This is a genomic window from Mesorhizobium sp. WSM4850 (assembly GCF_055811735.1).
The window spans coordinates 97,002-117,782 of sequence record NZ_JBVVPV010000003.1 but is presented as its reverse complement, the minus strand read 5'-3'; the positions used below and the strand labels follow the sequence as shown (position 1 = coordinate 117,782).

General features: G+C 62.3%; 22 protein-coding genes and 1 riboswitch. Of the genes, 9 read left to right on the top strand and 13 right to left on the bottom strand.

Annotation, left to right across the window (positions count from 1 at the left end):
• Positions 1-205: 205 nt before the first annotated feature.
• From AC0L2Z_RS06630 to AC0L2Z_RS06620, 3 genes are read right to left on the bottom strand one after another with little or no spacing between them, the layout of a single operon-like run.
• Positions 206-1,057, bottom strand: a complete 852-nt coding sequence (locus tag AC0L2Z_RS06630) for an ABC transporter permease (RefSeq protein WP_287230261.1) — start codon at positions 1,055-1,057, stop codon at positions 206-208.
• Positions 1,044-1,874 carry an ABC transporter ATP-binding protein gene (locus AC0L2Z_RS06625; protein WP_287230263.1) on the bottom strand — a complete coding sequence of 277 codons (831 nt, stop codon included), beginning with the start codon at positions 1,872-1,874 and terminating at the stop codon, positions 1,044-1,046. The genes AC0L2Z_RS06630 and AC0L2Z_RS06625 overlap by 14 nt, the downstream gene beginning before the upstream one ends.
• Positions 1,875-1,883: 9 nt before the next feature.
• Positions 1,884-2,888 carry an ABC transporter substrate-binding protein gene (locus AC0L2Z_RS06620; protein WP_287230266.1) on the bottom strand — a complete coding sequence of 335 codons (1,005 nt, stop codon included), beginning with the start codon at positions 2,886-2,888 and terminating at the stop codon, positions 1,884-1,886.
• A gap of 256 nt (positions 2,889-3,144) precedes the next feature.
• Here AC0L2Z_RS06620 and AC0L2Z_RS06615 point away from each other — a divergent pair, with 256 nt between their 5' ends.
• Positions 3,145-3,528: a RidA family protein gene (locus AC0L2Z_RS06615; RefSeq protein ID WP_287230269.1), complete on the top strand. Its 384-nt coding sequence runs from the start codon at positions 3,145-3,147 to the stop codon at positions 3,526-3,528.
• A gap of 212 nt (positions 3,529-3,740) precedes the next feature.
• On the top strand, positions 3,741-4,544 hold the full coding sequence (locus AC0L2Z_RS06610) for a creatininase family protein (protein ID WP_287066384.1): 804 nt from the start codon (positions 3,741-3,743) through the stop codon (positions 4,542-4,544).
• A 282-nt stretch (positions 4,545-4,826) separates the two neighbouring features.
• Here the strand turns inward: AC0L2Z_RS06610 and AC0L2Z_RS06605 are convergent, their stop codons facing one another.
• Both AC0L2Z_RS06605 and cobD read right to left on the bottom strand, forming a co-directional pair.
• Positions 4,827-5,336 carry a tyrosine phosphatase family protein gene (locus tag AC0L2Z_RS06605; RefSeq protein WP_287230272.1) on the bottom strand — a complete coding sequence of 170 codons (510 nt, stop codon included), beginning with the start codon at positions 5,334-5,336 and terminating at the stop codon, positions 4,827-4,829.
• 115 nt (positions 5,337-5,451) lie between these two features.
• A complete protein-coding gene (gene cobD / locus AC0L2Z_RS06600) occupies positions 5,452-6,492 on the bottom strand; it encodes a threonine-phosphate decarboxylase CobD (RefSeq protein WP_287230275.1) in 1,041 nt (346 codons plus the stop codon).
• Between cobD and cbiB the strand changes: the two genes are divergently transcribed.
• The gene (cbiB, locus tag AC0L2Z_RS06595) at positions 6,491-7,459 is read left to right on the top strand and encodes an adenosylcobinamide-phosphate synthase CbiB (RefSeq protein WP_473478096.1); all 969 of its coding nucleotides are present in this window, start codon (positions 6,491-6,493) and stop codon (positions 7,457-7,459) included. The genes cobD and cbiB overlap by 2 nt on opposite strands.
• A 185-nt stretch (positions 7,460-7,644) precedes the next feature.
• Here the strand turns inward: cbiB and cobO are convergent, their stop codons facing one another.
• From cobO to AC0L2Z_RS06575, 4 genes are read right to left on the bottom strand one after another with little or no spacing between them, the layout of a single operon-like run.
• The gene (gene cobO / locus AC0L2Z_RS06590) at positions 7,645-8,259 is read right to left on the bottom strand and encodes a cob(I)yrinic acid a,c-diamide adenosyltransferase (protein ID WP_023798885.1); all 615 of its coding nucleotides are present in this window, start codon (positions 8,257-8,259) and stop codon (positions 7,645-7,647) included.
• Between the two features lies 1 nt (position 8,260).
• Entirely contained in the window at positions 8,261-8,758 is a 498-nt protein-coding gene (gene cobU / locus AC0L2Z_RS06585; protein ID WP_473534278.1) for a bifunctional adenosylcobinamide kinase/adenosylcobinamide-phosphate guanylyltransferase, read from the bottom strand.
• A 22-nt stretch (positions 8,759-8,780) separates the two neighbouring features.
• Complete coding sequence (locus AC0L2Z_RS06580; RefSeq protein WP_473627233.1) at positions 8,781-9,545, bottom strand: CbtA family protein; 765 nt, start codon at positions 9,543-9,545, stop codon at positions 8,781-8,783.
• Positions 9,546-9,574: 29 nt separating this feature from the next.
• On the bottom strand, positions 9,575-9,754 hold the full coding sequence (locus AC0L2Z_RS06575; RefSeq protein WP_473627232.1) for a CbtB domain-containing protein: 180 nt from the start codon (positions 9,752-9,754) through the stop codon (positions 9,575-9,577).
• Positions 9,755-9,791: 37 nt separating this feature from the next.
• Positions 9,792-10,001: riboswitch (cobalamin riboswitch) on the bottom strand.
• Between the two features lie 310 nt (positions 10,002-10,311).
• Between AC0L2Z_RS06575 and AC0L2Z_RS06570 the strand changes: the two genes are divergently transcribed.
• Together AC0L2Z_RS06570 and AC0L2Z_RS06565 are read left to right on the top strand one after the other, a co-directional pair.
• Positions 10,312-11,304, top strand: a complete 993-nt coding sequence (locus AC0L2Z_RS06570; protein ID WP_473627230.1) for a heparan-alpha-glucosaminide N-acetyltransferase — start codon at positions 10,312-10,314, stop codon at positions 11,302-11,304.
• A complete protein-coding gene (locus AC0L2Z_RS06565; RefSeq protein ID WP_051407790.1) occupies positions 11,301-11,807 on the top strand; it encodes a methyltransferase family protein in 507 nt (168 codons plus the stop codon). The genes AC0L2Z_RS06570 and AC0L2Z_RS06565 overlap by 4 nt, the downstream gene beginning before the upstream one ends.
• 97 nt (positions 11,808-11,904) lie before the next feature.
• On the opposite strand, the gene AC0L2Z_RS06560 is transcribed toward AC0L2Z_RS06565, so the two are convergent.
• Positions 11,905-12,291: a MerR family transcriptional regulator gene (locus AC0L2Z_RS06560; RefSeq protein WP_023685221.1), complete on the bottom strand. Its 387-nt coding sequence runs from the start codon at positions 12,289-12,291 to the stop codon at positions 11,905-11,907.
• Between the two features lie 136 nt (positions 12,292-12,427).
• The gene (gene mgtE, locus AC0L2Z_RS06555) at positions 12,428-13,840 is read right to left on the bottom strand and encodes a magnesium transporter (protein WP_023798879.1); all 1,413 of its coding nucleotides are present in this window, start codon (positions 13,838-13,840) and stop codon (positions 12,428-12,430) included.
• A 395-nt stretch (positions 13,841-14,235) separates the two neighbouring features.
• Here mgtE and AC0L2Z_RS06550 point away from each other — a divergent pair, with 395 nt between their 5' ends.
• Together AC0L2Z_RS06550 and AC0L2Z_RS06545 are read left to right on the top strand one after the other, a co-directional pair.
• A complete protein-coding gene (locus AC0L2Z_RS06550; RefSeq protein WP_473627229.1) occupies positions 14,236-15,567 on the top strand; it encodes a glycosyltransferase family 4 protein in 1,332 nt (443 codons plus the stop codon).
• Positions 15,564-16,337 (top strand): HAD-IIB family hydrolase, encoded by a 774-nt coding sequence (locus AC0L2Z_RS06545; protein ID WP_473627228.1) that lies wholly within the window; start codon positions 15,564-15,566, stop codon positions 16,335-16,337. The genes AC0L2Z_RS06550 and AC0L2Z_RS06545 overlap by 4 nt, the downstream gene beginning before the upstream one ends.
• A 22-nt stretch (positions 16,338-16,359) precedes the next feature.
• Here the strand turns inward: AC0L2Z_RS06545 and AC0L2Z_RS06540 are convergent, their stop codons facing one another.
• Positions 16,360-18,072 (bottom strand): GH32 C-terminal domain-containing protein, encoded by a 1,713-nt coding sequence (locus tag AC0L2Z_RS06540; protein WP_473627226.1) that lies wholly within the window; start codon positions 18,070-18,072, stop codon positions 16,360-16,362.
• 409 nt (positions 18,073-18,481) lie between these two features.
• Between AC0L2Z_RS06540 and AC0L2Z_RS06535 the strand changes: the two genes are divergently transcribed.
• The gene (locus AC0L2Z_RS06535) at positions 18,482-19,411 is read left to right on the top strand and encodes a dihydrodipicolinate synthase family protein (protein WP_473627225.1); all 930 of its coding nucleotides are present in this window, start codon (positions 18,482-18,484) and stop codon (positions 19,409-19,411) included.
• A 446-nt stretch (positions 19,412-19,857) separates the two neighbouring features.
• Here AC0L2Z_RS06535 and AC0L2Z_RS06530 read toward each other — a convergent pair whose 3' ends face one another.
• Positions 19,858-20,160 (bottom strand): hypothetical protein, encoded by a 303-nt coding sequence (locus AC0L2Z_RS06530; protein ID WP_473627224.1) that lies wholly within the window; start codon positions 20,158-20,160, stop codon positions 19,858-19,860.
• A 96-nt stretch (positions 20,161-20,256) separates the two neighbouring features.
• Here AC0L2Z_RS06530 and AC0L2Z_RS06525 point away from each other — a divergent pair, with 96 nt between their 5' ends.
• Complete coding sequence (locus tag AC0L2Z_RS06525; protein ID WP_473627304.1) at positions 20,257-20,517, top strand: hypothetical protein; 261 nt, start codon at positions 20,257-20,259, stop codon at positions 20,515-20,517.
• Positions 20,518-20,781: the final 264 nt, after the last annotated feature.

The window sequence follows — 20,781 nt, the reverse complement described above, 5'->3', positions numbered from 1 at the left end:
CGGCATCTTCTCCCCGTGAACGGGGAGAAGGGGGCTGTCGGCAGCCTTGACGCTCGTTCTGCGACGCTGGTGGTTGGCGAAACCGCCGATGAAAGCGCCCGTCTCCCCGTCTCTATACGGGGAGAAGTGCCCGGCAGGGTGATGAGGGGCAGCGCCAACGACGAAAAGGACGCCAGGCAGTTTTTGCCTTGAGCACACAACACCATCATCGCTCCTGCTTCAGCGCACTCTCGTGCCAGCGTCGCAGGATCAGGTGCGAGATCAGCGACAGCACCAGGAAGATCAAAATGCCGGTGAACGAGATCAGAATCAGCGCCGCAAACAGCCGCGGTGCGTTGAGCCGGTAACCGGCCTCGATGATGCGCGAAGCCAGCCCCGACGACTGTCCCTGGGCCCCGGCGACGAACTCCGCCACCACCGCGCCGATCAGCGACAGGCCGCCGGCGATCTTCAGCCCGCCGAGGAAATACGGCATCGCCGCCGGCAGGCGCAGATAGCGCAATTGCTGCCAGCGGGTTGCGCCGTTGAGCTTGAACATGTCGCGCAGGTTGCGGTCGACGGAGTTGAGGCCGAGCGTCGTGTTGGACAGAATCGGGAAGAAGGCGACGATCCAGGCACACAGCAGAAGCTTCGTCGTCTGGTTGTCGACATAGATGTTGATCAGCGGGAAGATCGCGACGATCGGCGTCACCTGCAGCACGATCGCAAACGGGAAGAACGACATCTCGACCCATTTCGATTGCGTAAACAGCACCGCCAGCCCGACACCGCCGATGACGGCCAGAAGCAGGCTGAGAAAGGTGATCCTGAGCGTCACCAGCAGCGAGGAGAACAGCAGCCCGGCATCGTCGAACAGCGTTTGCAGCACCACAGCGGGGCGCGGCAGGATATATTTCGGGATGTCGTTCCAGACGCAGATGCGGTCCCACAGCCAGATCGCCAGGACCATGATCGCCAGCGGCAGCAGCCATCGGCCGATCCGCTCGAGCCGCTCCTGGCGCACGCGACGCGCCTCCTCTGGATCCAGGTTTACGGCAGTATGATCAATGGCCGTCATGATGCGGTCCGGCGGTTGAGTTGATGGCGCCGATCAGCACATCGGACGCCTGGCGGCAGAGCGCGGCATAGGCGGGCGAGGTGCGGAAGGCTTCGTTGCGCGGATAGGACGCATCGATGGCGAGTTCTTTGAAGACCCTGCCCGGCCGCGCCGCCATGACGACGACGCGGCTGGAGAGGAAAACGCTTTCGAAGACGCTGTGGGTGACGAAGACGACGGTAAAACGCTCGTCCTGCCACAGTTCCAGAAGATCGTTGTTGAGCTTGAAGCGGGTGATCTCGTCCAATGCCGCAAATGGCTCGTCCATCAAAAGCACGCGCGGCTTGGTCACCATGGCGCGGGCGATCGAGACGCGCATCTTCATGCCGCCGGACAATTCGCGCGGCACGGCTTTCTCGAAGCCGGTCAGATGAACCCGCGCCAGCATCTCCATCACGACAGGCGCAGCCTTGGCCCGCGACATGCCCTTCAGCCTGAGCGGCAGCCAGACATTGTCGAAGACGTCGGCCCACGGCAGCAGCGTCGGTTCCTGGAAGACGAAGCCGATGTCAGAGCGATCGGCAGCGCTGCTGCCGCGCCAGTCGAGCAGGCCGGAGGTCGGCGTTGCAAGACCGGCGATGAGGCGCAAGGCCGTCGACTTGCCACAGCCGGACGGGCCGAGAAGGCTGAGGAAGTCGCCTTCCCGGATCGCCAGGTCGACGTCGCTGAGCGCTGTCACGCCGTTGGAAAAGACCTTGCCGACGCCGCGCAGCGCCAGCAGCATCGGACCTTTGCCCGATGCGCTTGCCGGCGCTTGCGCCACTTTCTCCTGCATCATGCCCGGGTGCTATTTCTTCAGCTCGATCCCGACGCCCTTGTTGACGAAGGCCAGTGTGTAGGACTTTTTGATGTCGACGTCGGCCGGCACGACCTTGGCCTTGACCATCTTGTCGTAGAAGCTCTGGATGCGCGCGTCGGTCATCGCGCCGATGCCGAGTTTTTCCGTATCGCCGGAATCGACGATGCCGAATTTCTTCATCTGCTCGATCGAGAACGCGATCTGCTCGTCGCTGATGTCGGGGTTGTCCTTCTTGATCGCCGCGTTGGCGGCAGCGTTGTCGCCGTAGAGATAGTTGTACCAGCCCTTGGCCGAGCCATCGACGAAGCACTGAACCACCTCCGGCCGCTTGTCGATCGTCGCCTGCATGGTCTCGATCGTCGTCGCATAGGTGTCGAAGCCGTAGTCGGCGAGCAGGAACAGATTGGGCTGGAAGCCGCCTTCCTTGGCGACGGCGAAGGGCTCCGAGGTCACGTAGCCTTGCTGGATCGACTTCGGATTGGCGATGAAAGGTGCGGGGTTGAACGTATAGGGCACGCGCTTGGCCGGATCGAAGCCGAACTCCGTGATCATCCACTGGAAGTAGCTCTGTGCACCTTCGTCGCCAATAATGTACTGGTCCGCATTCTTCAGATCCTCCCATCTGTCGAGCCCCTGACCCGGATGGCTCATGATCACCTGCGGCTCTTTCTGGAACGAGGCGGCGACGACGCGCAGCGGAATCTCCTGCTGCACCGCATCGAAGGCCTGCAGCATGTTGCCGCCCATGTAGAAGTCGATCTTGCCGGCAAGCAGCAGCGGCCGGCCGCTGACCTGCGGTCCACCTTGCATGATCGTCACGTCGAGCCCGCAGGCGGCATAGGTGCCATCAGCCACCGCCTGATAATAGCCGCCGTGCTCGGCCTGGGCGAGCCAGTTGGTGCCGAAGGTGATCTTCTCGTTTGCTGCCGCGTTCAGCGTGCTTGCGGCAAGCAGCACGATCGCGCCAGCCGAAATCTTGAGTTTTCCGTCCATTCACACCACCCTCAGTTGACTCCGGCGCGCCGCGCGCCGGGCTCGACACCATCGATCGAAGAAGCAAGACACATGCCATCGCCCGGAGCGCCCGCCTTGCGCAACAGTGGGGCGCGAAAGCCGGACTGGTCATGCCGTACCGGGGGCATCGTGCCTATTTTTTGAACGCCTGTCCATAATCGCCCTGATAGTATGCACTGCATCTTGAAGGCTCGCCTGATCCGGCTTTACGCTGGCAGTCAGACCGGAGATTTTCATGTTCAAATTCCTGACGCCGAAGTCGATCAAGCCGCCCTTTGCCCGCTACAGCCATGGCGTCGAGGTGCCGCCCGGCAAGCGGCTGGTGCTGTGTTCTGGCCAGGTCGCCATCACTGTGGACGATCAGATCCCGGAGGATGCCGGCGCGCAGGCCGAGCTCTGTTTTCAAAACATCGCAGCGATTCTCGGCGACGCCGGGCTTGGACTTTCCGACATCGTGCGCATCAACGCCTATGTCACCGATCGCGTCTTTCTGAAACCCTATATGGACGTTCGCGATCGCCTGTTCACCAGCCCGGCGCCGGCATCGACGCTAATGATCGTGTCCGGCTTCGCGCGGCCGGAATTCAAGGTCGAGATCGAGGTCGTCGCGGCAGGGTGAGGAGCCGGCTGGAATCGACAGGCCGTTGATCTCCAGTTACACGACAAAGGCTGGTGCTGCCCCTCATCCGCCTGCCGGCACCTTCTCCCCGTATAGTGACGGGGAGAAGGGAAGCGCTCCAACGCTGGCGCCCCCCTCTCCCCGTCTCTATACGGGGGGAGGGTACGGGTGAGGGGCAGCGCCAACGCCGCCAGTTTGCTCGAGGTTTCAAAATGACCGTTGCAACGAAACGCGTGTGGTGGGGCGACTATCGGACCACAGAATACGCCACCATCGACCCGGAGGCGACAATCGCAGTTCTGCCGGTGGCGGCGATCGAACAGCACGGGCCGCATCTGCCGGTTTCGACTGACACCTCGATCATGAACGGCATGCTCGAAACGGTGATCGCGCGCCTGCCTGGCGATCTCGACATCCGCATCCTGCCGGTCCAGGCGGTGGGCAAGTCGAACGAGCACCTGCATGCGCCGGGAACCCTTACATTGCCGGCGGCGACCTTGATCGAGGCCTGGACCGAGCTTGGCCTGTCGGTCGCACGGGCCGGGTTAAGGAAGCTGATCGTCGTCAACTCGCATGGCGGCAACGAGGAGATCATGGGCATCATGACGCGAGAATTGCGCGTGCGGGCAAAGATGCTGGCGGTGAAGACGAGTTGGCAGCGCTTTGGCCGGCCGGCCGGCTTGTACACCGAGCTTGAGGATAGCCACGGCATCCATGGCGGCGATGTCGAGACCTCGCTGATGCTGCATTTCCGGCCGGATCTCGTCGACATGGCAAAGGCCGACAATTTCGTGTCCAACGTCGCCCGCGCCGAAAAGCAATTTTCGCTGCTGCGCCACACCGGAACGCACGCCTTCGCCTGGATCGCCACCGATCTCAACCCGAACGGCGTGGTCGGCGACGCCAGCATTGCAACGGCCGAAAAGGGCCGGCTGACCGCCAACCATCAAGCCGACGGTTTCATCAGCCTGTTGAAGGACGTGCGCAAGGCCAAGCTTGCAGATTGGCTGGCCTAGGAGGCTTTTCGCCAGCGCCGCGCCGCCCCTCACCTGCCTGCCGGCATCCTCTCCCCGTAAACGGGGCGAGGGCGCCCTCATCAATGTTTTCGCCAATCGCCGGCATTGCAAAAAAGGCGCCAGCGCTGCGGCCAGCCCCTTCTCCCCGTCACTATACGGGGAGAAGATGCCGGCAGGCAGATGAGGGGCAGCGCCGACGTCGCCAATACCTGCAGCGATCAAAGCACGAGTAGGTTGCTTGGTGGCTTGATGGCTCAAACAACTGTCCTCAAGACTAGGAAATCAGCCGTCGATCTTCAGCTCGAAAGGCGTGCCTTCGAAGGCCTCGGCGCCGCGCCCGATCGCCTGGATCGCACGGGTCATGCGGCCGTTGCGATCGAGCAGCGCGTCGGCGACCGCGATCAGCCGCGGGTTGGGTGTCGCCGTGGGCGACAGTGCACGCAGCGTCTCAGCCAACTCGACCTCGCAGCGCTGCGGCGCCAATGCCGCCGCGATGATGTAGGCCGAGGCCGTCGACCGGCTGATACCGGCATAGCAATGCACGACCAGCGGCCTTGCACGATCCCATCGGCGCGCGAAATCGAGCAGGTTGCGAACATGCTCCTCACCCGGCATGGTCATGCCCTCCTGCGCCACCGCGATATCGTGCATGACCAGGTGCAGATGGTTCTCCCGGGCGATCGACGCCGGCCGCGTCACCTCGGTGCCGGCAGCCAGCAGCGAAAGCAGCCGCTCGGCCCCGGTCTTCGCGACGGTTTCCTCGATTTTCGACAGCGAACAGACATGGATCATTGGTTGAGCTCCCAGTGCATGTCGCGCAAAAGTGCGCAGTGGTTTTGCGATAACGACATGCATAAAAAGAAGAACTTAAAGCGCGTCGCATGAGTCCGTTCAATTGTGACGCGCTTTAGGCCCCATCGTCGCGCTGTTGCGACCAGTCGGCAAGAGCCGATTCGAGCCGCCGCCATTCCTCGTCAGGTCCCGGCAGCCCGGCGCGCAGCACCTCCGGCCGGCCGGGAAAATGCCGAAGCAGGATGCCGCGCTCGCCAAGCGCCGAAAACAGACCGGCGGCGTCCGCCAGCCTGACATAGCGGAACAGGGTGGTGCCGCCGGCAACAGCAACGCCGAAGCGGCCGAACAGCGCATCGAGCCGCGCTGCATCCCTGGCCAGACGGTGCCGCATCTCGGCCTGCCAGCCGCTGTCGGCAATCGCACGGATGCCATATTCGAGCGCCGGACCGGCAACCGCCCACGGCCCGAACTGCGCCTCCAGCCGTTCGACCGTCAGTGCGTCGGCCAATGCAAAGCCGAGCCGCAGGCCGGCAAGGCCAAAAAACTTGCCGAAGGAGCGCAGCACGACGATGCCGCCATGCTCGACATCGCCGGCCAGGCTCTCGCCAAGCGGGCCGACATCCATGAACGCCTCGTCGACGACCAGCAGCCCGCCTCTGGCGCGCAATCGTTCGGCAAGCGCAAGCAGCTTCTCGCGCTCGACGATGCGACCGTCCGGATTGTTGGGGTTGACGACGATGGCAAGGTCGGCTCCTGCCAGGGCATCGAAATCGTCGACCTCCATCGCCGCATGGCCGGCGATGGCCGCTGCCCGCTGATGCTCGGCATAGGTCGGCCCGAGCACCAGCGCCTTGCCGGGGCTGACCAGCGAAGCGACGCGCGGCAACAGGATCTGCGTGCCCGGCGCTGCCACCACATTGGCCGCCGATGGTGCGCCATAGGCGCTCGCCGCGACATCGGCAAGATCACGGACCCGCGCAGCTTCCGGCAATCTCGACAGGGCGGTGGCGGGCAGCTCGAAAAACGGATAGGAGTGCGGATTGATACCGGTCGAGAGGTCGACGAAGGGCTGCGGCGCATGCGGAAAAAGCGCCCTCGCCCGGCCAAGGCTTCCGCCGTGATCCACCACTGCCGCCGCTCTATCAAGAGACTTCATGTCGATCCTGATCGCTTTCCTGTCACTGCTTGTTGAATTCGCTGTCGGCTATCCCAGCTGGCTGCTCGGCGCGATCGGCCACCCCGTCACCTGGTTCGGCAGGCTGATATCCTTTCTCGACCGCAGGCTCAACCGCGATACTGATTCCGACGCCCTGCGCCGCCGGCGCGGTGTTCATGCGCTGCTGATCATCGTGCTGGTGCCGGCCACCATCGCTTTCGCTGTGGAAACCATGCTTGCGGGCATTCCAGCCGGATTGATCCTCACCGCGCTCCTGGCGACATCGCTGCTGTCGCAGAAGAGCCTGGCCGAGCATGTCGAGGCGGTGGCCGACGGACTCGACAATGGCGGACTCGACATCGGTCGTGTTGCCGTCTCGCAGATCGTCGGCCGCGATCCGGAAAAGCTCGACAGAGCCGGTGTCTGCCGCGCGGCGATCGAAAGCCTGGCCGAGAATTTTTCCGACGGCGTGGTCGCGCCGGTCTTCTGGATCGGCGTCGGCGGGCTGGCCGGCGGCGTCGCCTACAAGGCCGCCAACACCGCCGATTCGATGATCGGCCACCGCACGCCGCGCCATGAGGCTTTCGGCCGGGCGGCGGCGCGCTTCGACGATCTGATCAACCTGCCGGCGTCGCGGCTGACCGCACTGCTTATCGTGCTGGCCGCCTTCCTCGTCAAAGACGCCGATGCCGGCAACGCCTGGCGCACCGTGCGGCGCGACGCGAAAAAGCACCGCTCGCCCAATGCCGGCTGGCCTGAGGCGGCGATGGCCGGCGCGCTCGGCCTGGCGCTGGCCGGGCCGCGCTCCTACGACGGCGTCATGGTCGACGACGCGTTCATGGGCGAAGGCGGCCGCCGCGATGTCGAGAGCGTGGACATCAGACGAGCGCTAAGACTCTATCAGGTTGCCGACTTTCTGCTGATGGGACTGTTCGGCTTGCTGTCGGTGATCGTCATCGTTGCGTGACGTCCACTGTGCGGCCTTTCCTTCTCCCCTTGTGGGAGAAGGTGGATCGGCGCGCAGCGCCGAGACGGTTGGGGTGTTGGACGGAGTGCTGTCGGTGCCAAGCTAGAACACCCCTCATCCGACCTCGCTTCGCGAGAGGCCACCTTCTCCCACAAGGGGAGAAGGAAGAAGAGGCGAACGAAACCTCAAAACTCTATGCCTTGCTGCGCTTTCACGCCGGCGGAAAAGTGATGCTTCGTAACTCCCATCTCGGTGACCAAATCGGCCGCCTCGACCAGCGCCGGCTTGGCGTTGCGGCCGGTGACGACGATATGCAGGTTTTCGCGCCGGCCCTTCAGCGCCGCCACCACCGTGTCGAGATCGAGATAGTCGTAGCGCAGCGCGATGTTCAACTCGTCGAGCACCAGAAGGCTAATCGATGGATCGGCCATTAGCTCGAGCACCTTGGCCCAGGCAGCCTCGGCGGCGGCGATGTCGCGCTTCAAATCCTGCGTTTCCCAGGTAAAACCCTCGCCCATCGTGTGCCAGACGACCCGGTCGCCGAAAGCGGCAAAGGCGTCCTTCTCGCCGGTATGCCATTTGCCCTTGATGAACTGGACGACGCCGACGCGCCTGCCGTAGCCGAGCATCCTCAGCGCCAGCCCGAAGGCGGCAGTGGTCTTGCCCTTGCCGGGCCCGGTGTTGACGATCAGCAGTCCCTTCTCGACCGTCTTGGCCGCGACCTCGGCGTCCTGCACCGCCTTGCGCTTGGCCATCTTGGCGCGGTGGCGTTGCTCGTCCCTGTCATCGATATCGGTCATATCACTTCACCTTGAGCGGCAGTCCCGTCACCATCAGCAGCACCGTGCCGGCGACGGCGGCGACCTGCTGGTTGAGCCGGCCGGCGGCATCGCGAAACCGGCGGGCAAGCGCATTGTCAGGCACGATGCCCTGGCCGACCTCGTTGGAAACCACGAACCACGGCCCGCGCGGCCGCGACAGCACATCCGCCAGCCCTCGGCATTCGGCCTCAATGTCGCGTTCGGCCAGCATATGGTTGGACAGCCACAGCGTCAGGCAGTCGATCAGGACAGGCCGGCCGTCAGGCAGCGCCCCGATCGCGCCGACGAGATCGAGCGGCGCATCGATCGTCGTCCAACCGTCGCAACGCCGCGCTCGGTGCAGCGCGATGCGTTCGTGCATCTCGTCGTCATAGGCTTGCGCCGTGGCGATGTAGGTCCACGGCGCTGGACAGGCCGTCACCAGGCTTTCGGCATGCGCGCTCTTGCCCGAGCGTGCACCGCCGACGACCAGGGTCAGCTTGCTGCCTGGAGCAGCGCGATCAGGCAAGGCTGTCGCGCAGGCCGGTTGCGGCGCCGGTCAAGCGGCCGCGCACCACGCCGACGACAGCGCCGAGCACCAGCCAGAACACCAGATTGGTCAGCGTCACCGCCACCACGAACTGGTGGTGCAGGCCTTCCGGGATCGGCGATTCGAAACTTTCGGGCTGCGGCGCGCCGACAATATTCGGCGCGACGATCAACGCTACGGCAAGAAGGGCCAGCGGCAGCGATTTGCGAAAGGCGAGCAGCCCGAGACCGGCAGCCGTCGCCACCACGGTCGCCGTCCACCAGATCTGGCGCTGGGCGAAATCGGCCGCCGGCATCGCCGGCAGTTCGGGCGGCAGGCCGAGGTTCGGGGCCAGCGTGAACACCGCGAAGCCGGCAAGGCCCCAGAACAGGCCCTGTCGCCAATTGCCGATGCCGCCGGCGAATTCCGAAGCGGCGACCAGGATCAGCGCAAAGCCGATGCCGGTGACGACGTTGGCAACGACGTTGAAAGCGAAGCGCTCGAAGCCATCGGCCGGCGCCCAGCCTTCCTCTTCCGCGGTGGCTGCTTCAGCCGGCACGGCGCTGCTCATGGCATTGCTGCCTGCTGCGGCCGGCGACAAACCATGGTCATGCGTGTGACCACCGCCGGCCTGTTCGTAGACTTCTGCCTTGAGGATGAGTGGCACGGTGGCGTAGGCCTGCATGCAGGCCAGAACGACGCCGGCCACTAGCCCTGCGATCGCCGCGATGAACACGACGTTGCGAAACAGTGTCATGGTGTCAGCCCCTCGTCAGTGGCCCCCCGTCAGTGGCATGGAAAGCCCATCGAATGGCGATAGTCGTGAGCGGCATTGTGGACCGCATCGATATGCGAGAAGCCGACAAAGCCCATGACGAAAACGCCGAGAAATGCAGCAAGCGCCAACTGCCCAAAGCGCGACTGCGAGGAGACGGAAGCGCCGAGCGAGACGGAAGCGGTATTCATGTCTTGTCCTTTCGCCCTCCACCCGAGGGCATAGAAGTCAGTTCTCCTGTCGCCGGCAGGTCTCCTGGCTCGCGGATCAGCGCCCTTCCCCACCTTCCCGAAGAAGCTCTTCCCGAAGAAAATCTTCAGTGGCATATGGAGAGGACTACCGCACACAGTTGCGGGGGCAGCCACGGCATCGGGCGAATTTTGCCCCTACCGCATTCCCTCTTGGTTCCAAAACGGAACCGACGACGGCTGCGACTATAGGCAGAATCGCCGCGCCCGGCAAACCAAATTCCGCCAGCTAGCAGCGCGAATGCGCCGTCAAGGTAATCGTTTCTCGGGGGCTCTTTCTTCTCCCCTTGTGGGAGAAGGTGGCCTCGCGAAGCGAGGTCGGATGAGGGGTGTTCCAGCTTGGCAAAAGCCGCGCTCCGTCCAACACCCCTCTTCCGTCTTGGCGCTGCGCGCCAATCCACCTTCTCCCACAAGGGGAGAAGGAAGGGCGGCGCCTGTCTTCTTTTGTCCGGGGCAACCATGATAGTCGTCTTGCAGCACTGAATCAGAATTGCGAGACCATGACCATTCCTACGCCGGCCGTTCAGGACCGATCCAGGCGCATCATCGCCATCGACGTCGCCCGCGGCATCGCTTTGCTTGCCATGGCGAGCTACCATCTCACCTGGGATCTCGAATTCTTCGGCTACACCGATCCCGGCCTGACCGCCTTTGGCTGGTGGAAATTCTACGCGCGCTGCATCGCTTCGACCTTCCTGTTCCTGGTCGGCGTCAGCCTGTTCCTCGCCCATGGCAAGCAAATCCGCTGGAACGGCTTCTGGAAACGCTTCGCCATGGTCGGCGGGGCGGCGCTCGCCATATCGGCCGCCACCAGGCTTGCCACACCCGACAGTTTCATCTTCTTCGGCATCCTGCACGAGATCGCGCTCGCCAGCCTGCTCGGCCTGGCGTTTCTGCGGCTGCCGGCGCTGCTGACGCTGGTTGTCGCAGCTTTCGTCATCACCGCGCCGCTCTACCTCAGGTCCGAGATCTTCGATCATCCGGCCCTGTGGTGGGTCGGCCTGTCGGCAACCAACCCGCGCTCCAACGATTATGTCCCGCTGTTTCCATGGTTCGGCGCTGTGCTTGCCGGCATCGCAGCGGCAAAGCTTGCCTTCGCCTCCGGCATGCTGACGCGGCTGGCGGGCCTAACGCCCGGCCGCTGGACTAATCCGCTGGTCTTTATCGGCCGGCACAGCCTCGCCTTCTATCTGATCCACCAGCCGGTGCTGATCGGCTCGGTCTGGCTGATTTCGCAAGTCATGCCGGCAGCCGTTGAAACCAGGCAGGTCACCTTCCTGAAAGAATGCCAGGCATCGTGCGAGCAATCGCGCGACACGGAGTTCTGCAGCAGCTATTGTGTCTGCATGCTCGATACGCTCGAGGGCGAGGCCACGCTTGATCGGCTCTACCGCAACGACCAGGCTGCGGAATGGAAGGCGCATCTCGACGAGCTCGCCGGCGCCTGCACTGCCAAGGCCGACGGCACTTTGATGGAGGGAGGAGCACAATGACCGACCATCAGCAGAAACCGGGCCAACAGAAACCGGGACAGCAAAAACCGGGGTTTATACCGTGGCCGCCGCTGATCTATGTCGCGGCCATCGCCGTCAGCATCGCGCTTGGCTTGCTTTATCCGCTGCCATGGATCGGCGGCCTTTTGGGCGACATCCTGTTCGCGGCCGGCTGGGTGGCATTGTTCGGCGTCGTCGCACTCTGGTTCACGGCGATCCGCATCATGATCCGGGCAAAGACGACGCTCCACCCGAACGCCGTGCCGGACCATCTGGTGACATCGGGCCCCTTCGCCGTCAGCCGCAATCCGATCTATCTGGCCAACACGCTGCTGATGATCGGCGTTGCCCTTATCTCGGGGAACGTGTGGTTCCTGCCGCTGGCGATCATCGCCGCCTTCGCAACGCAGAAAATGGCGATCGAGGGCGAGGAAAAAGTTCTGGCAACGAAATTCGGCAAGAAATACCGGGATTACGCAAAAAGGGTGCGCCGCTGGATTTGAGGCGGCAACCGGAGCGGAGCGTACATTTGAGTAGGTGAGCACCGGAAGCGCAGAAAACCACGCTGGCTGGCCGCCAGAGTAGAATCAAAAAGGCCGATCAGGTGTTGACGCCGAGCTCCACCAGCCGCTCGACGCACGACTCCTCGGCCTGGTCGAGCTCGGCCAGGGTCTCTTCGAGATCGCGGCGCTTCTGGCGCAGATCCTCGCGCTTTTCCTCGATGCGCTTGATCATCAGGTTGAGCTGACCGACCTCGCCGGGCGGCTCCTTGTACATCTGGATGATTTCGCGGATCTCGTTGATCGAAAAGCCGAGCCTCTTGCCGCGCATGATCTGGCGGATGAGGTGCCGGTCCGACGGGCGAAACAGCCGCGTGCGGCCACGCCGTACCGGCTGCACCAGCCCCTCGTCCTCGTAGAAGCGCAGCGTCCGCGTCGAAACATCGAATTCGCGGGTCAGTTCGGTTATCGAATAATATTCCCGCATCATCACTCCAAATGCCCGGCCGCGCTGCGAGTTCCAACCATGCGGCCTCGCTATCCGCACGCGTGTCAGAATCGGCCAGAGGCTGTTCCAAAATCTCGCATGGCATTTACGTAAAAGTCAATTGAGTGGGCGTCGCTCACACGCCGAACCACCATGTAGCGAGGCCGAGAAAGGCAAAGAAGCCAACAACGTCGGTGACCGTCGTGACGAAAACCGCCGAAGCCACGGCCGGGTCGATCTTGAACCGGTCGAGCAGCAGCGGGATCAGGATGCCGGCCAGTGCGGCCACGAACATGTTGATGATCATCGCCGCGGCGATGATGCCGCCCAGATTGGGATCGCGAAACCAGGCGGCGGCGACGATGCCGATCAGGATGGCGAAGATGATACCGTTGATGAAGCCCACCCCCATCTCGCGGCGGATGATGCGGCCGGCATTGTAGATGTCGAGGTCCCTGGTCGCCAGCGCCCGCACCGTGACCGTCATGGTCTGCGAGCCGGCATTGCCGCCCATGCCCGCCACGATCGGCATCAGCACGGCCAGCGCCACGATGTGCTCGATCGTGCGGTCGAACAGGCCGATCACCGAGGCCGCCAGGAACGCCGTCAAAAGGTTGACGAGCAGCCACGGAACGCGCGAGCGCGAGGTCGAAAGGATGCTGTCCGACAATTCTTCGTCGCCGACACCGCCCATGCGCAGCAGATCCTCCTCGGCTTCCTGCTGGATGACGTCGACCACGTCGTCGATGGTCAGCACGCCGACCAGCCGCTCGTTCTCGTCGACGACGGCAGCGGAGAGAAGGTCGTATTGTTCGAATTCGCGCGCCGCCTCCTCCTGGTCCATCGTCGCCGGAATGGCGTGCCTGGTCTCATGCATGACCTCTTCGACCTTGATCGAGCGCTTGGTGCGCAGGATCTGGTCGAGGTCGATGGCGCCGAGCAGCTTAAAGCTCGGATCGATGACGAAAATCTGGCTGAAGCGGTCGGGAAGGTTGTTGTCCTCGCGCATGTAGTCGATGGTCTGGCCGATCGTCCAGAATGGCGGCACCGCGACGAACTCGGTCTGCATGCGGCGACCAGCAGTCTCTTCGGGATAGTCGAGCGAGCGGCGCAGCCTGATCCGCTCGGTGAACGGCAGTTGCGACAGGATCTCGTCCTGGTCTTCCTTTTCGAGATCCTCGAGAATGTAGACCGCGTCGTCGGAATCGAGGTCCTGGACCCCCTGGGCAATCTGGGCGTTGGGCAGGCTGTCGACGATGTCGCGGCGGATAGCCTCGTCGACCTCGGTCAGCGCGGAAAAATCGAAGTCGGCGCCCAACAATTCGACCAGCGCGCGGCGCTGTTCTGGATGAAGCGCCTCGATCAGGTCGCCGAGTTCCGATTGGTGCAGGTCGTCGACTTCACGCTTTAGCGTCAGCGTGTCGCGATCGGCGATCGCGGCACCGATCTGGGCAAGGAACGACGATAGAATGGCGCCGTCCTCGCCATAGATGTCGGCGCTGTCCTCAGCGGTCCTGGCGCCTGTCGTCTGTTCGTCCTGGCCTTCCACAAGCGCCTCCCGCCATTCAGAATTCCGGAAAAGCTGCGTGTCAGGTCTAGCGCATGACTATGAAAATCGGAATCGATTTCCAGAAAGGATCATGAGCAGCGTCAAATTGCTACAGCGTCTGTCAGATTTCGAAGTCGATGTCAGCCGGCGCAATCATCCACCAATCGCACAACGTCTTCGGCTCTCCCATAAGCGTCGCGCCGAGGCTCCTCGGTATGTTCCCTATCGGCGTCTCTGGGGGCTACCATTGCGGGCGGAGTCAATATTCTCACCGACGTGCCACCAGCCTGGCGGCCGCCTGGCGCTTTCGACATTTGCGGATGGCGGCTGGAAACCTTATAACCCAACTTGTGCATGCTGCGGCGTGCGCAGATCAATCGTAGAGAAGGATACAGATGCCGGACTCGGATGCGGCGATACCTCGAATTGCTCTCATTTCAACCCACGGCTACGTAGCAGCCAACCCACCACTGGGCGCGGCCGATACCGGCGGACAGGTGGTCTATGTCCTGGAACTTGCCAAAAAGCTGGCCCAGTTGGGGTATGCCGTCGATATCTGGACGCGACGATTTGAAGACCAGCCTCCTGTCGATGAAGTGGCCGACGGGGTTCGCGTCCTGCGTGTCGCCTGTGGCGGACCCGATTTTATTCCGAAGGAATATCTCCACCGCCACCTTCTCGAGTGGTGTGAAAACGCGCTGCGCCTGATTCGCCGGGAAAATCTCTCCTACGACTTCATCAACAGTCACTACTGGGATGCGGGCGTGGCGGGGCAGCGGCTGTCCGAAGCGCTCAATATCCCGCACATCCATACGCCGCATTCGCTTGGCATATGGAAGCAGCGCCAGATGAAGACCGACTACCCTGACAAGGCCGATACATTCGAGTCCGAGTTCAATTTCAGCGAGCGCATCAAGCACGAGACGATCATCTATCGAAGCTGCGCCATGGTGATCGCAACAACGCCGCCGCAGGTCGACATGCTGGTCGAGGACTACAGCCTCGAGCGCGACCGCGTGCACATGATCCCGCCCGGTTACGACGACAACCGGTTCTTCCCCGTCAGCGAGGCGTCTCGCCGGTTGATCCGCCATCGGCTCGGCTTCGAAGGGCGGACGGTCCTGGCGCTCGGCCGGCTCGCCACCAACAAAGGCTACGACCTGCTGATCGATGCGTTTTCCGTGGTGGCGCCACGTGTGCCGGATGCGGTCCTGAGGCTCGCTGTCGGCGGCGAGAACATGGACGAGCAGGAGCAGAAGATCCTCAACCAGCTCAAGCAACAGGTCGAACAGCTAGGCTTGCAGGATCGTGTCGTCTTCTCCGGCTATGTTGCCGACGAGGACCTGGCCGATACCTATCGGGCGGCGGACATGTTCGTCCTGTCGAGCCGCTACGAGCCGTTCGGCATGACCGCGATCGAGGCAATGGCCTGCGGTACGCCGACCGTGGTTACGATCCATGGCGGCCTCTATCGCGGGATCAGCTATGGCCGGCATGCGCTTTTTGGCGATCCGTTCGACAAGGAAGATCTCGGCATCACCATCGTCAAGCCGATGAAGCACCAGCGCCTCTACGGCCGCCTGGGCCGCATGGGTGCGCACAAGGCGCGCAGCCTGTTCACCTGGACAGGCATCGCCCAGCAGCTGGTCAGCCTTGTCGAAGGCCGTCCGGTGCTGAAGGCGGTCGACGATCATGACTGGGACGAGCCGTGGAACGACGGCGATTGAAACCGATCGCGCTTTTCTCGAGTGATCTCGACGGGACCCTGGCGGGCGATGCGCCGGCGACGTCACGCTTTCGATCAAAATGGCAAGCGCTTGATCCCGAGCACCGGCCGGTTCTCGTCTACAACAGCGGTCGCCTGGCCGACGACATCTTGAACTTCGTCGACGAAGTCGGCCTGCCGGCGCCGGACTATGTGATCGGCGGTGTCGGCACGATGCTCGCCGGTCCGCGGCACACCTCGCGCCCCACACACTTTACTGATTTGGGGCATTTTACCCAAAGATTTTCGGAAGGCTGGTCGCTTGAAAAGGTCGATGCGGTGCTCGGGCCGCTCAAAGACACCGTCCGCCAGCCCGACGGCTATCAGCACGCCTTCAAATCGAGCTGGTACCTGCTCGACGCCAATCCGGAAGCCCTTGCCAGCATCGAGCGCGCTTTGGCCGAGGCCGGCCTGTCGGTGACGATGGTTTATTCGAGCGGACGCGATCTCGACATCCTGCCGCGTTCAGCAGACAAGGGCCAGGCGCTGGCCTGGCTCTGCAATGAACTCGGCATCGGCCTCGATGAGGTGGTCGTCGCCGGCGATACCAACAACGACCGCAGCATGTTCGAGCTGCCGGGGGCGCGTGGAATTGTCGTCGCCAATGCGCTTCCCGAACTGCTCGACATGGCGCGGGCCAACCCGCTGATCTACAGCGCCAAGCAACAGTTCGCCCTTGGCGTCGTCGAAGGCCTCGTTCATTGGTCGGTGTTTGCGGACGCCCGATCTTGAACTGGAAATATTTATCTGGTTGTCACGGTTTGAGGGCCCATACCGTCGCGTGTAGAATGGCGCCCGTTTCGGCGATGAGACGTGCCGATTGCACCGGCTCAAACCCGCTGATCCGTTTCGTGCCAGCCCAACGACCGCGATCCGCAAAAACCTCAATCGATCCGTAGTCGAGGAATATCCGCAGCCGTTTTGGACGGGCTCTTTTGGCAATATAGTGAGGGGATTCCACTGCGTCGTCTCCATGACGAATGGCAAGTCCCTCGTCGTCGACGACAACCTCGAGGCGGACGGTTGGATGTTGCAGCTTCAAGTGGAAATGAGCACCCGGCTTTTCGAGTTCGAACAGGATTTCGACGGCGCCGTTGATGAAGCTTACCTGCTCTCCGGCTGCGAGGCGTGTCCGGTCCAGAATATGGCTCCGCAGGCTCTCGGCAGCGCCGATGGGCGGGGTGTGCAACTCGCCTGCAGACAGATGGATATTGCGAGGCAATGTCATGGCCGTGGGAAAATCGATCGCCGGTCCGGTGTCGGCCCAGTTGGCAAGCCAGCCTATGCCAACAATGGCATCGCCGTCGGCGAAGGCCTGGAAGGCGTAATTGTCCGTCCCGAAGTCCAGTTCCTGTTCGAATTCCTTGGCAAAGGTCCGACCATCGAACCAGCCAACAATGGCCATTGTCAGGTTCTTGCGCCGGGTCGACTGGTCTTCACTGTTCATCAGCCCGAGAATCAGGACCCAGCGCGTCGCGGGGTCGGTCGCAGGCCCGTCGAGCGGCAGCAGACAGGGACATTCGATCGCCGTCGTCCGATAGTGTTTCTCGACCAGAAGCTTGCCGACATACGTCCATTCGGTGGCGGCCGTATGGTCACGGGTTTCGTAGAGCAGGACAACGCCGCCTTCATCGCTCTGGCTGCCCAGCAGCATTTTCCAAAGGCCATCCGGTCCCCTGAAGACGTATGGGTCACGAAAATCCGCTGTCAATCCCTGGTCAAGCGGGCGGTATGGCAGGATGACGTGCGCGTCTCCCGCCATGATGAGGTCGCTGGAAGTGGCGGTGAGTTGGATCTGCTGTTCCGGGATACGGTCCTGTACCTGCTCGGTGAAAAAGACGCGAATGCCCGGGCCATCGGCAAGCGGGATGGCCGAGCCGGAATAGGCACCGCCCCGTTTGTCGGGCCTGGCAGTAAGATCTTCCGACGGAAACAGGAAGATTGGCATGTGACGCCACCGCAAATAATCCGAAGAGACGGCGTGCCCCCAATGCATCGTGTTCCAGCGAAGCCCATGCGAATAATGCTGATAGAACAGATGTGGGCGGCCACCAAACCGGCCAAATCCGTTCGGATCGTTCATCCAGCCGAACGGCGGACGAAAATGATAGCTGTCGGGGATGTTCGGTGGGGCATTTCCCGGATTGGTGTGGAGAACTGTAATGCCTGTCTCCAGCACGTCGGCCAATGCGAACCAGTAGGCAACCGAAACCGAGGTCTGATCCGCATCGTAATCCAGTTCGACACTGCCGCCGCCGAAGACGTGAAAAATTCTGAATTCATGCTCTTCGGCGTTCGCGACGCTCACCTCGCCGAACTTGCCGCGAACGTTGGAAAACGACAGCGAGCCTGGAACGTCCGGCCTGGTCGCCTTGAGCCAGATATGGAAGGTGGCGTTGACCGGCAGATCGGCATGCAGGCTTCGAATGGTGTTCCCGGCCGCAATCCTTACCTGGCTGTCACTCATAAATAGGCTCCGTTGCGTGCGGCTTTCCCAGGCAAAACCGGATGCTCGACCTGGAATGCATTGCAGAAGGTTAAGGCTGGATTTTGACTTTGGCAAAGCCATTCCCCAGGATCGACAGTCCTTGAGGTCAATCGCCGCACGGATCGCCGCCTGCAATTGCTGATCTCGCGGCGGAAGAAGGTTGACGGCGCAAAGAGCATGCCTGCATTGTTCGACGGCGCAACACCTTCTCTTTTCCGCGGGTTTCGACCCACGGCGCAATCCCGTGCAGCCATTGTCCAGATCGGCCCACCAGTTGTCTGCATACGATGGAACGACGGCCGGGACCCCGCCCGTCCGGACCGACTGCCGGGTTGGATCGGACCGTCGGTCCTGCGCTATGACTGAAAGCTGGATTTAGGAGGATCTCATGGCCATCGGCCCTGACACCAAAGCCGTCTACACCATTGCCCCGACGCCGTTCGAGGCGGATGGCAAGATCGACTGGGAATCGCTTGATTCGATGGTCGATTTCTACGAGCGCTGCGGCGTCGATGGAATGACAATCCTCGGCATTATGGGTGAGGCGCCGAAGCTCGACGCCGGCGAATCGCTCGAGATCGTCAAGCGTATCGTGGCGCGCACCAGGCTGCCGGTCATCGTCGGCGTCTCCGCCCCTGGCTTCGCCGCCATGCGCAGCCTTGCGCGCGCCGCGATGGAGGTTGGCGCTCAGGGCGTGATGATCGCGCCGCCGCCGGCGCTGCGCACCGACGACCAGATCGTCACCTATTTCCGCAACGCATCCGAAGCGGTCGGCGAAGATGTTCCTTTCGTCCTGCAGGATTATCCGCTGACCCTCTCGGTCGTCATGACGCCGGCCGTCATCCGCCGCATCGTCACCGACAACCCGGCCTGCTTCATGCTCAAGCACGAGGACTGGCCGGGCCTGGAGAAGATCAGCGCGCTGCGCGGTTTCCAGAAGGACGGCTCGCTGCGGCCGCTGTCCATCCTCACCGGTAATGGCGGCCTCTTTCTCGATTTCGAGATGGAGCGCGGTGCCGACGGCGCGATGACCGGCTATGCCTTCCCCGACATGCTGGTCGACATGGTGAAACTGTCCGCCGCCGGCGAGCGCGACAAGGCGCACGATCTTTTCGACGCCCACCTGCCCTATCTGCGCTATGAGCAGCAACCCGGCGTGGGACTTGCGGTACGCAAATATGTGATGATGAAGCGCGGCGCCATCGCGTCGGACGCCCAGCGCAAGCCGGGCAGTGCATTGTCGGCGGCGGCCAGACAAGAGGTCGACTATTTGCTCATGCGGCTGGAAAGTCGCGTCCGCAAACAAGCCTTGAGATAATGCACTAGCGGGCTATTTTGCCGCGCAATCACATCAATATACAGCCGCTTGCGTGGAAAGCGCATTTTTCGCCGAGCATTCCCACGTGTCCGTTTAGCGGCACGGTTCGGTCTTTGAAGCAGCTGGCATATGATGGCGGGTCAAACCACGCGGTCAGGGCGCGGCATTCCGCATCCAAACAGCAACGGGTTCGCGCAGTGTTCAGTTTGCACAAACAGTCTTGGAAGGACTGCAGGGAAACAAAAAACGCACAATAAAAATAACAGCCTATTGGATAAAGCTGGTGCGGTCGAGATGCACCCGCACCTGCGTGTGCTTTTGATATCATTGGCGAATTCGGCAAAACTGGAAAATTTGTGGCACGATACGGGGCACAATTGGTGGTACGCGTAGGTGCGGCAAAAGGCCTGTCCGGTTTGCGACATATTCAGCTTTTCTGAGCGCTGTCAGCGCCCTTCCCTCGCCTTACGATAAGCACTCACGTCAACGCGTTTCATCCCGTCGTAGTCGGGAGTGTAGGTCAGGCCGACCTGCTTGCCGCCGCACCTAGCGCATTTCAGCTTTGGAATGAGATCATCCGACATTGCCGGCGCGTCGGGGCCGAGCTTGGCCTTGATCGCCTCCAGGTCGAGCTGGCATTTTGGATTGTGGCAAAACGCGACGAGCCGCATCTTGCCATCGATCAATGATTGTAGTGTCCAGCCTTTCGCCATCAGTTCGATATAGCGCTGGCCCTTGACGAATGCCAAGCCCGCGCCATCATCCCGGTTTGGAGGGGCCCCAATCATCAGCGAGCGCGGATCCTTTAGCTGGTGCGCATGGCAATCTGAAAAGGCATGTTCGACATGAAACCTGGACTACTTGAAGAAGTTCCCTGGTCAGATGACTCCATCACGGCTTACGACAGAGAGCATTTCACCATCTATTGTCAGTTCCTCGACTACTGCGCCGACAATGCCAGCATAGAGGAGATGGCCGAGCGCATTCTCGGCATAGACCCAGTTCAAGAACCGGTCCGAGCCCGCAAGGCTGTTCGCAGTTATATCGACCGGGCGAACTGGATGGTGACGACCGGAGCAGACACTCCTCCTCGACGCGTGCTGTAATCTTGCGGCATGGCTCGCAGCTTGCCTTCTGAAGGACCATGGCTTCGCTCTCGCCAGGAAGAGACTTGTCGCCGCCTAGTCCACGTGGAATCACATGCTCGCGCGTCAGCGGCGGTTGTGTGCTTCCGCAGTAGATGCACTTGCCTATAGGTGGATAACGGGTGCCCCCCATGATGAACTCCAAACCCAAGGACGATGTCAATCAGCGGCGGGACGCGGCGCTGAAGGCGGGCTATGAGATACCCTGGATGTTCTCATTGCGTT

Excerpts from the sequence above, each read along its gene's own strand:
- AC0L2Z_RS06630 (WP_287230261.1), bottom strand. The coding sequence starts at position 1,057 with ATGACGGCCATTGATCATACTGCCGTAAACCTGGATCCAGAGGAGGCG.
- AC0L2Z_RS06625 (WP_287230263.1), bottom strand. The coding sequence starts at position 1,874 with ATGATGCAGGAGAAAGTGGCGCAAGCGCCGGCAAGCGCATCGGGCAAA.
- AC0L2Z_RS06620 (WP_287230266.1), bottom strand. The coding sequence starts at position 2,888 with ATGGACGGAAAACTCAAGATTTCGGCTGGCGCGATCGTGCTGCTTGCC.
- AC0L2Z_RS06615 (WP_287230269.1), top strand. The coding sequence starts at position 3,145 with ATGTTCAAATTCCTGACGCCGAAGTCGATCAAGCCGCCCTTTGCCCGC.
- AC0L2Z_RS06610 (WP_287066384.1), top strand. The coding sequence starts at position 3,741 with ATGACCGTTGCAACGAAACGCGTGTGGTGGGGCGACTATCGGACCACA.
- AC0L2Z_RS06605 (WP_287230272.1), bottom strand. The coding sequence starts at position 5,336 with ATGATCCATGTCTGTTCGCTGTCGAAAATCGAGGAAACCGTCGCGAAG.
- cbiB (WP_473478096.1), top strand. The coding sequence starts at position 6,491 with ATGTCGATCCTGATCGCTTTCCTGTCACTGCTTGTTGAATTCGCTGTC.
- cobD (WP_287230275.1), bottom strand. The coding sequence starts at position 6,492 with ATGAAGTCTCTTGATAGAGCGGCGGCAGTGGTGGATCACGGCGGAAGC.
- cobO (WP_023798885.1), bottom strand. The coding sequence starts at position 8,259 with ATGACCGATATCGATGACAGGGACGAGCAACGCCACCGCGCCAAGATG.
- AC0L2Z_RS06580 (WP_473627233.1), bottom strand. The coding sequence starts at position 9,545 with ATGACACTGTTTCGCAACGTCGTGTTCATCGCGGCGATCGCAGGGCTA.
- AC0L2Z_RS06575 (WP_473627232.1), bottom strand. The coding sequence starts at position 9,754 with ATGAATACCGCTTCCGTCTCGCTCGGCGCTTCCGTCTCCTCGCAGTCG.
- AC0L2Z_RS06570 (WP_473627230.1), top strand. The coding sequence starts at position 10,312 with ATGACCATTCCTACGCCGGCCGTTCAGGACCGATCCAGGCGCATCATC.
- AC0L2Z_RS06565 (WP_051407790.1), top strand. The coding sequence starts at position 11,301 with ATGACCGACCATCAGCAGAAACCGGGCCAACAGAAACCGGGACAGCAA.
- AC0L2Z_RS06560 (WP_023685221.1), bottom strand. The coding sequence starts at position 12,291 with ATGCGGGAATATTATTCGATAACCGAACTGACCCGCGAATTCGATGTT.
- AC0L2Z_RS06550 (WP_473627229.1), top strand. The coding sequence starts at position 14,236 with ATGCCGGACTCGGATGCGGCGATACCTCGAATTGCTCTCATTTCAACC.
- AC0L2Z_RS06540 (WP_473627226.1), bottom strand. The coding sequence starts at position 18,072 with ATGAGTGACAGCCAGGTAAGGATTGCGGCCGGGAACACCATTCGAAGC.
- AC0L2Z_RS06535 (WP_473627225.1), top strand. The coding sequence starts at position 18,482 with ATGGCCATCGGCCCTGACACCAAAGCCGTCTACACCATTGCCCCGACG.
- AC0L2Z_RS06525 (WP_473627304.1), top strand. The coding sequence starts at position 20,257 with ATGAAACCTGGACTACTTGAAGAAGTTCCCTGGTCAGATGACTCCATC.